9 protein-coding genes are annotated in these 8,513 nt (G+C 68.5%); 3 read left to right on the forward strand and 6 right to left on the reverse strand.

The window, feature by feature from the left end:
- Positions 1-225: 225 nt before the first annotated feature.
- On the reverse strand, positions 226-1,158 hold the full coding sequence (locus GA0070558_RS32210; RefSeq protein WP_091287200.1) for a ParB/RepB/Spo0J family partition protein: 933 nt from the start codon (positions 1,156-1,158) through the stop codon (positions 226-228).
- Between the two features lies 1 nt (position 1,159).
- Complete coding sequence (locus GA0070558_RS32215; RefSeq protein WP_091287204.1) at positions 1,160-1,906, reverse strand: ParA family protein; 747 nt, start codon at positions 1,904-1,906, stop codon at positions 1,160-1,162.
- A gap of 225 nt (positions 1,907-2,131) precedes the next feature.
- Between GA0070558_RS32215 and GA0070558_RS32220 the strand changes: the two genes are divergently transcribed.
- A complete protein-coding gene (locus GA0070558_RS32220) occupies positions 2,132-2,461 on the forward strand; it encodes a GntR family transcriptional regulator (RefSeq protein ID WP_091287207.1) in 330 nt (109 codons plus the stop codon).
- A gap of 242 nt (positions 2,462-2,703) precedes the next feature.
- A complete protein-coding gene (locus GA0070558_RS32225; RefSeq protein ID WP_091287210.1) occupies positions 2,704-4,530 on the forward strand; it encodes a hypothetical protein in 1,827 nt (608 codons plus the stop codon).
- 26 nt (positions 4,531-4,556) lie between these two features.
- Here the strand turns inward: GA0070558_RS32225 and GA0070558_RS32230 are convergent, their stop codons facing one another.
- The 3 genes from GA0070558_RS32230 to GA0070558_RS33170 all read right to left on the reverse strand — a co-directional run bounded on the left by GA0070558_RS32230 (position 4,557) and on the right by GA0070558_RS33170 (position 7,151).
- On the reverse strand, positions 4,557-4,748 hold the full coding sequence (locus GA0070558_RS32230) for a hypothetical protein (RefSeq protein WP_091287222.1): 192 nt from the start codon (positions 4,746-4,748) through the stop codon (positions 4,557-4,559).
- 392 nt (positions 4,749-5,140) lie between these two features.
- Positions 5,141-5,674, reverse strand: a complete 534-nt coding sequence (locus tag GA0070558_RS32235) for a hypothetical protein (RefSeq protein ID WP_141722417.1) — start codon at positions 5,672-5,674, stop codon at positions 5,141-5,143.
- Between the two features lie 169 nt (positions 5,675-5,843).
- Positions 5,844-7,151, reverse strand: coding sequence for a tyrosine-type recombinase/integrase (locus GA0070558_RS33170; RefSeq protein WP_176734481.1), 1,308 nt, complete (start codon positions 7,149-7,151; stop codon positions 5,844-5,846).
- A 157-nt stretch (positions 7,152-7,308) separates the two neighbouring features.
- Between GA0070558_RS33170 and GA0070558_RS33755 the strand changes: the two genes are divergently transcribed.
- Positions 7,309-7,509, forward strand: a complete 201-nt coding sequence (locus GA0070558_RS33755; RefSeq protein ID WP_176734482.1) for a hypothetical protein — start codon at positions 7,309-7,311, stop codon at positions 7,507-7,509.
- Between the two features lie 84 nt (positions 7,510-7,593).
- On the opposite strand, the gene GA0070558_RS32245 is transcribed toward GA0070558_RS33755, so the two are convergent.
- Complete coding sequence (locus GA0070558_RS32245) at positions 7,594-7,869, reverse strand: hypothetical protein (protein WP_091287218.1); 276 nt, start codon at positions 7,867-7,869, stop codon at positions 7,594-7,596.
- Between the last annotated feature and the right edge of the window lie 644 nt (positions 7,870-8,513).

The following is an 8,513-nucleotide window of genomic DNA, read 5'->3' on the forward strand; positions in this document are numbered from 1 at the left end:
CCACGCAGCCTCGGCGACATCGTCCGTGCCGCCCTCCACCTCACCCACTACGAACACCGATACCTACCGAATTCTTGTTGAGATCACGTCAGTGGGCGGGTGTGCCCGCCGCAAGAGTGGATCGCCATCGGGGGCGGACGCGTGAACGGGCCTCACGAACTCCTGCGCGGGTGAGTAGTTGGCTCCCCGAGGCGAGGCCGCCTCGGGGAGCCTGTCACCGTTGGGTTAGTCGGCGGTTCTGCTGAATTCTGGTTCCCGGGGATCGGCGGCTGCCGACAAGCGCAGAAGGAGATCCCCCAGGGCTCGTAGGTCCTCGCTTGTCATCTCTGTCCGCAGCGACTCCGCGATCTTGTCGGGTGTACCGCCGAGGCGTCTGATGGCGGATGCTGCTGCTGATCGCCGCGTTCTTGGTGCGCTGGTCGAGGACTCTTCAGGGATGGTGGGCTCTTCTTGGTTAACCGTGGTTAATCCCGGCTGCTCGGTTGGCTGCTTCCGCTGCTGCAGCTCGGCGAGCTGTCCATCAAGAGGGAGCTGGTGGAGATCACGGACGTCTCGGAGGGGAAGATCTCCGGACCTCAGCAGCGCCTGTACCTCCGGTGCCAGCTTGAGCAGGTTGAGTCGCTGCGTCACCCAGGCCGGGGTGCGGGACAGCCGCTCGGCTGCGGCCTTTCCTGTCCCGCACTCCTGTACCAGTAGCTGGATTGCCCGGGCTTCCTCGATCGGGTCGAGGTTCTCGCGGTCGAGGTTCTCGGCGGCTGTGGCGCTGACCCATGCCTCTCTGTTGTCGGCCAGGCTGTTCTTGACGACGATGTCCAGCGTCGGTTGGTTCGCCAGCAGCGCCGCCGCGCGTCGTCTGCCGCCGGTGACCTGTACCCATGCGGCCTTCCCGATCGCAGCCTCGTGCTCCGGGTAGATGCGCAGGAAGGCTTCCCGGGACACCACGGCACACGGCTGGAGTTGCCCATGCGTCCGCATCGAATCGGCGATGCTCTCGATCTTCGCGTGGTCGGCGCCGAGGTCTCGGGTGTTGAGGGGGTTGGCCGCCACCTGATGCACCCGGGCAGTCCGTGGTGCCGACTCGGCGAAGGCAGGCACCCGCGCCTCAGGCAGCGCTGGCTCGGTGGCGAGGTCCGATAGATTGACTCGCTTCCCGGCCACGTCAAACCTCCTGGAGGTTCGGCGAGCCGGCCTGCGGGGGCACTGTCGCTCCCCCGCCGTAGCCCATCTCCAGCGCCAGTCGGAAGAAGTCTTCGCGCGCTTCCATGGCCACCCTGTTTCGGGGGTACTGGGTGACGACCAAGCCTTCGGCGGAGGCTCGGGAGTGCAGCTTGTATCGCCTGACGACTGTGTTGCACATCGGCCAGCCCTTGCGCTGGATGAACTGGGCGGTCTGCTGAAGGTCGGGGAGCCCGTCGCGTGGGTCCCAACTGTTGACAACCACTCGGTACGGGATTCCGCGCGGCGCGATGACGGCCTCGATGGTGCGGGTCGTGGGGTCGTAGCAGAGCGGTTCCGGCACCATCGGTACCAGGACGTCGTCGCACTCGTCTAGCGCGGCCTGCAGGATGCGCTCGTCCTCAAGCGAGCCCGGCGTGTCAACGAAGATGTGCTCGTAGTGCAGGTTTCGCAGCTTCCGGAGATCGCGGGGATCGTCGACCTGGGCGAAGTCGAACGGCAGCCCTCCTCCTTGCTGCTCTACTCGTCGGGACCACCACACCGACGAAGCTTGAGGGTCCGTGGATGCAACCATGACCGGACTTGCCGGATCGCCGATGGCCTCGGCAGTCGATCTGAGAATCGGCTCTGGGTTGACCAGAACGTCGTAGGTCACCGCTCCCAGGTTGACGGCGAGGGTGGTCTTACCCACGCCGCCCTTCTGGTTGGCGACTACATGGACCTGAGTCATGCGTGCTCCGTTCCGTTTGCTTCCCGGGCCGGGTCGTGGCCGCGGTACTTCGGATGCTCGTCATGCTAGGGCCGCTGCGTGCCTGCTCAGAAGTCCAGACGCTTGGAGTGTCCTGGTTAACCGCGGTTAATCGCCCACCCCGCAGCATGGCGCGGTCGTAAGCCCCTACGTCCTTGTCGATTGCTCTCCTTCCCTAAGAGGTCTTTAAGGTCTTAGGGTGTTTGCATGGCAAGTGGTCCGCGTTACCAGGAGATCGCCGACGACCTGCGTCGGCGGCTCTCCAACGGGGAATGGCTGGTCGGCGCAATGCTGCCCAGCATCAGTGAACTGCAGGAGGAGTACAACGTCCCCGGGCTGAACACCATCCGTCAGGCGCAGCGTGTGCTGGTCGCCGACGGGCTGCTCAACCCGGTCCAGGGGCGAGGAACGTTCGTTACCGCGCTGCCCAGCCCGTCGGGAAGCCCAGCCACCCTCAAGGAGGCGCTTGGGGAACTCCGCGCCGCGCTGATGCATACCCAGGCCGCCCTCGACCTCGTCATGAGGCACCTGGACTGACTCATCAACAAGCTTGGCGGACCCTAAGTCGGCTGGACGATGACCGCTGCCCGTCGGCCCGGGTGGCTGCTGCTAGCCGACGAAGCCACGCGTTTGACGAGGGCAGCCTGGCCTCCGCTGAGGGGTGACTAAGGCGTGTCAATGGGCCAGTACGTGCCGGCCGACGGGCTGGTCTGTCACGGCTGGACCGACCGCGCCCACCTCGACTGCGGCGTCGAGTACCTCGCCGACCTGAGCGGAGAATGCTGATGAACCTCGAAGTGGCCGGGCCGGACGAGATTCGGGCCGCGTTCGGCCAAGCCGTGACTGCGGCCGCCGACTGGGCCGACGAGGTCGCTGGCGTGGCCGGTGTGCTGGCAGAGGCTGCTGACTGGTACGAGGGCCTGCAGATGGCCGCCTCGACCATCCGGTACCTGCATAGCGCCGCGCATCGATTCAGCGCCGCGCAGACCGCGCTGACCACCGCTCAAGAGCAACTACTCGCCGCCCTGACCGATTTCAGCACCCACGACGGGCAAGTCGCCGAGGCCGTCGCCGATGCTGGTTACAACCTTGCTAGCGCCCATGTCCTGGTCGGCGATGGTGCCGGGCGGCCGGCGCTGGACCTCGTAGAGGAGAGGCTCATGACTGCGACACGAGCGGCCCAGCGGGGTGAGGGCACGAAGGAGGGAAAGGACAGGCTGCGGGTGTCTGGCCAGATGGCGCTACGGCCGGGGGAGCGGGTGGCGGGCAGCGGATCCGTCGCCGACATCAGCGGCGCCCTTGCCCTGGCCGCTGCAGTAGACGGCCCCGAGGGGCGGCAGGTCCACCTCGGGCTGCCGATCTACCCAGAGGACAAGCCGTCATGGCGTGGCGGCCACGCACCGTCGCGGGAGGTCGTCGTCAACGAGGACGGCGAGGAGTGCGCGGTCGACACCGGGGCCGATGCCACCGTCGTCTTGGCCGCCGCCGACGCGGCCCGCCTGCCGGAGGTGGTCGAGGACATCATCGCCCGCGCCGTCAAGGCGGATAGGCGGTTCCAGCAGGTCGTCAAGGACTACGAGCGGCTGCACGCCGCGCGGACTCTGCTGGAGGGTGCCCGGCACCCCGGCCGGGCGCAGGAGGCGATCGGCCTGGACGAGCGGGTACGGCAGGAGGCGCGAACCCAGCAGCAGCGTCGGTACCACATTGAGCGGGCCGTCGAGCGGCTGAACCCGGCGGATCGGGCGGTCTACGACGAGCGGCAGCGGCGGATCGACGCCAGCGGCCGGGACGCCTGGCACCCCGACGCCGATGCCGAGGCGGCCGAGGTGTGCGGCCTGACCGTTGACGAGTACCACGAGATGCGCGACCTCGATCGGATTCCGTACCAGCAGCGGACCGCCGCTCAGTCGGCGCGACTGGACCAGCTCAAGCACGGCGGCGGAACCGCGCTCCACCCGGGGCTGCCCCCGCTGCTGGCCGAACAGGCCGCGCTCGTGTGCGGCCTGACCTTGGCCGAGTACCGCGAGATGGAGGCCCTGGAGCGGATTCCGAAGCGCAGCAAGGTCGAGCACTACAACCGGGGGCGGCGCGTCCGCACGCACGCCGAGCAGGCCCGGCTCGACGAGCTGGACGCCGCACCGGGCGGGGTGACCGGCGCGACCCCACGTGCGACGGACAAGCTGCGTGGTGAGTACCTGTCCATGCTCCGGGCGCACCACGCGTCCAAGGCGAAGCTGGCCGACGCCAAAGCGGCGCAGGCCGCGATGGACGCCACCGCCCGTCCCCTCGACCAGACGACCGTCGCCGAGCTGGACAGGGTCACCGCCGAACTGGGGGTGGTCAGCGTCCGCCACGACGAGATGGCCGGCTGGGCGAGCGCGTCAGCGGAGATCCCCGCCCGCAACGGCGGCACCCTGGTGGTCGAGGCCCTCCAGGAGGAAGACGGCGGCGTGAGCTACCGCGTCGACCGCCAGCCGGCAGATGCCGACGAGGACTGGAGCGTCGGATCGGCCACCGACCCGTTCACCACCACGGCGGGCGGGCTGCGCAAGGTCGCCAAGCTGGCCCGGGAACTGGCCGGTGCGGGCGAGAGCCCAGGAGCGTGAGCGCGGTGACCGCACTGCGGCTCGGCTCAGGTGATGGCCCACCCGTCGTTCCAGCACGGGAACTTGGTGGCGAAGACGTCGCCGGTCAGGTCGAGAGTGTGCGCGGCCGGCGCGAACAGCGCCGCGTACTCAGGGTCGGGGGAGTACAGCGTCCAGTGGTGGCCACGGCCGTCGACGACGAACAGCAGCCCCCACTCGTCCGGCGTGGTGCCTGCCATCTCACTGAGGCGCCGGCGGGACCGCTCGGACAGGCGGGCGTGATGGACTCGGCCGTGACCGGCGACCGTCATCGGGAACCGGGGCTCACCGCGCCACCGGCGCCGCAGCGATCCGAGCATAATGCCGTCACCACCGACCATCCGGGCCGCCGACCGGTAGCCAGCAGTCGCCGCTCACCCTAGAGGCCTCGCCGTAGTTTCCAGCGAAGAAACAACTCCAGCCCTGGCCAGCGGCCCTGCGCGAACGCCTGGAGCCCGGGATCGTCATCCTGTCTTTGACCGGCGCTGGAGTTGTTTTTGGTCCGGAAGCTACCGGCGAACCAGTCGCGTTACGCGGACGCGCTTGGCCGGACGTTTCAGGGAAAGCGTCCGGCCAGGACGTTGGCTCGCTGTCAGTTGTCGCCCGCGAATGGTCCGTTGGCGTCGTACCAGTCGATGAACCTGCTGACCGACCCGCCGAAGTCGGCCCGGATACGGTCGTGGATGGCTCGTTGGTCGTGGCCTTGCAGCCACTCGCCGCGTGAGACAGTCGCGCCGCAGCCACAGCGGCAGGTGGCTTCGTCGACCGGATCGGCGAGATACAGGACCGGGAACCGGCTGGTCGAGTCAGCCGGGTCGGGCTTGCCGACGAACTTGTCGTGCACCAGGTCTCCGGGGCCGAGGATGTCTCCGGCGAAGGCACGCCGGTCGCCTTCCTGCTGCCACTTGTTGATGCGGATCGCCAGCTGGCACTGCCCGCCGGCGACCACCACCGCGTACCGCTCCTGCTCGGCGCGCTGGTTGAGTCGCCACCATCCCCGGGCAGCGTCGTAGACCTCCTGGGCCGTCATCGTCGGGTCCCACCCCGCGTGCATCCGCGGTAGGAACTTGTGCGCGCCCTGCTCGTCACCGACGTACGTGCGCTGCCCCAGCTTGATACGAAGCAAGAACACCACCCCTTCGGAGGGTTGCTAGGTTCTTTGAACAAAGACCATGTAACCACTGGATGGTTTTAAGTGCAAGATTCGTTCTCGCGCTAGCCGGTCACCGTTCTTGTGAGTAGAGGGCTTCGGCCTACGTACTGCGCGGATCCACCAGCGCTATGCGGGGAGAGGGCTATTCGGCGTACAGCACGGCTAGGCGGTGGGCGGGGGAGCGGTCGAGGCTGCCGCGGTTGCGGTCGTAGCGGCGGGTGGTGCGCGGGTCGGCGTGGCCGAGGAGGTCCTGGACATCGCGTAGCGGGGCACCGTCGTCGAGGGCGGCGGTGGCGGCGGCGTGGCGCAGGCTGTGCGGGGAGACCTGGTCGGCGGCCGCTAGTCCGGCCACCCGGGCGAGTCGGCGGACCAGGTGCCAGACGCTCGACTGCCTGAGTCGGTTGCCGTACAGGGTGGTGGTGAACAGCGGCCCGTTGACGCCCCGGGCCACGAGTTCGCCGTCAGTCATCGCTTCAAGCCGAAATGTCTCGGCAGCATGCCGCGAGGTCATCCCAGAGAATCCCGCGCGATCGAACTGTCTTGGCTGGCCAGGGGCGGGCCACTCCCGGCGATCGAACTCTTCCATCTCGCTCAGGTGCTTGCTCAAAAGCAGGCGCCCCGCGATGAGCCGGCGTTGCCGGGGCAGGTACGCGTCAAGGAGCCGGCCCAGGGCTGCGGGCACGGGGAGTTCCCGGTCGCGGCCGCCCTTGCCCCGGATGAGCACGGTGCGGTGGCCGGCGTTGTGGCGCAGGTCGACCAGATCGAGGCCGGTGGCCTCGGAAACGCGCAGGCCGAGGCTGGCGAGCATGGCGACCAAGAGTCGGTTGCGTTCGGCGCGGGGGCGCAGCGGGGAATCGGGGCCGAGGCGGCTGACCTCGGTGTCGGCGGCGTGGAGCAGGGCGCGGACCTCGGTGACGGTGAGGCCGATGGTGGTGGAGTGGTCGCGGTTGACCGGGGCGCGGTCGATGGTGGCGGCGGGGTTGCGGGTGGCGATGTCGGCGTCGACGAGGTACCGGTACCAGCTGGAGATGCTGGCCAGTTTCCGGTTGAGGGTGGCGGCGCTGAGTGGGGGCCGCGCGTCGCGCAGCTCGGCGAGATAGAGGTCGACGTCGGGGCGGGTGGCCCGCAGGGGGTCGAGGCCGGCCTCCTGGAGCCAGGCGAGGTAGTCGGCGAGGTCGCGGAAGTAGGCGCGGCGGGTGTGTGGGGAGCGGCGGCTGCGCAGCCAGGCGGCGGTGACCGCGGCCGGATCCCACCGGGTGTCGGGGTCGCCGGCGGGCAGCGCGAGGGCGGCGACGGAGGCGGTGATCTCCTCGATCAGCGTCTGCTTCGGGTCGGCCGCGGGTGTCGTAGGTGATGCCGGCGGCATCACCTTGGGGATCAGGGCGCCGAGGCCGCGGCCGAGCCCGTCTCGGGGTCGAGGTGGGACGACGGCGTCGGCGGGGGTGGTCACGGGGTCGAGAGTAGAGCCTGAACGCTGGTGATAACCGTGATTATCAAGCGGCAGCTTGAAGGCGTCGGAGGCCGGCGGGATCCTGCGGAGCAGGGCGGAGTCAGCCGACCGTCCACCTCTCAAATGGAGAGGTGTGACCACGAAAGGCTGCCCCCTGTTGACCGACCCGACCGCCCGCGGCCTCTGGCTCGCGATCGCCACCCTGACCGCCGTCATCGTCGGCGCCACCGCCGGCCTGCTCGCCTGGGCCGGCGGCCTCAACCCGCCCACCGCCATCCTCACCGCCGGCGGCGCCTTCGCCGGCACCATGCTGCTCTTCCTCACCATCGTGCGGTTCACCGCCGGCCAGGCGGAGTAGCTCGCCTCGCTCGCCGAATGCGCTAACACGGTGCCCCCTCAGGCCTTCTGGCCTGAGGGGGCACCGTGTTAGCGCAGAGATCGTTTACACGATCTCGACGATGCGCTCCTTGCCGGTCTTCGGGTCACGGAAGACCATCTCGTTGCCGTTGCGGATGTTCTCGTCGACCATCGCGTAGATCGAGATGGCCCGGTTGACCACGTCGGTGCGGTTGAACCGTGTTCGGGTGATCAGCTTCTGCAGGTCAGTCCAGACCTTGGGGATGATCCCGACCGTGATCCTATTGATCACGTACTCCTCGGTCTCAACCGACTCGTTGTCCGCACCCGCCCGGGGCTGAAGCTGCGTCCGGCTGCCCATGTTCGCCTCCTTTCGCCGTCAGCTGCAGCTGGGGTGCGTCAGCGCCCTATCCAGGCACTTCACGGCGTCCCCGTGCATCCATTCTGACACACAATGATGTGTCAGACCAGCCAATCTGATGCCCTGACGCATCAGAATCGCGACTCTAGGGAGTAGAGTGGTCGTAACCCCTCACACGCGAGGGGCTTCCACAACTCCTGGAGGCACTTGGATGTCGATCAACCTCCCTCGGGCCCGGGAGCGCGTGCACGCGCTACCCGGAGGCGTCCCACTGCGCATCGGCGGGGTCTATGCGGTCCGCCTGGTCCTCGCCGTGTTGAGTCTCCTCAGCACCTCGGTCCTGTTCACGGACCGGGTCACCGCTCCCCAGGCGGCGACCTCGAAGGGACACCGCAGGGGATCCGCAACCCGATCGACCCCGGCATCGGCGAAGGCCCGACAGGCCAACGCCCGCCCCGGTCTCAGGCGGCGCCGTGCGGCGCATCTGCGCCTTGCCCTTTCCCGACCAGGGCTTCAAGCCCTGACGGCAGGGCAGTCTCCTTCGATGGCCTAGCCTCGGTCTTTCACGGCTGCCGTGATCTTGGGGGTTGGGAAGGGTCTGCGGAGACGGCGAAGTGCCTGCCGCGTAAGGAAAACTGACCGGT

It is taken from the genome of Micromonospora haikouensis (assembly GCF_900091595.1).
GTDB classification, from domain to species: domain Bacteria; phylum Actinomycetota; class Actinomycetes; order Mycobacteriales; family Micromonosporaceae; genus Micromonospora; species Micromonospora haikouensis.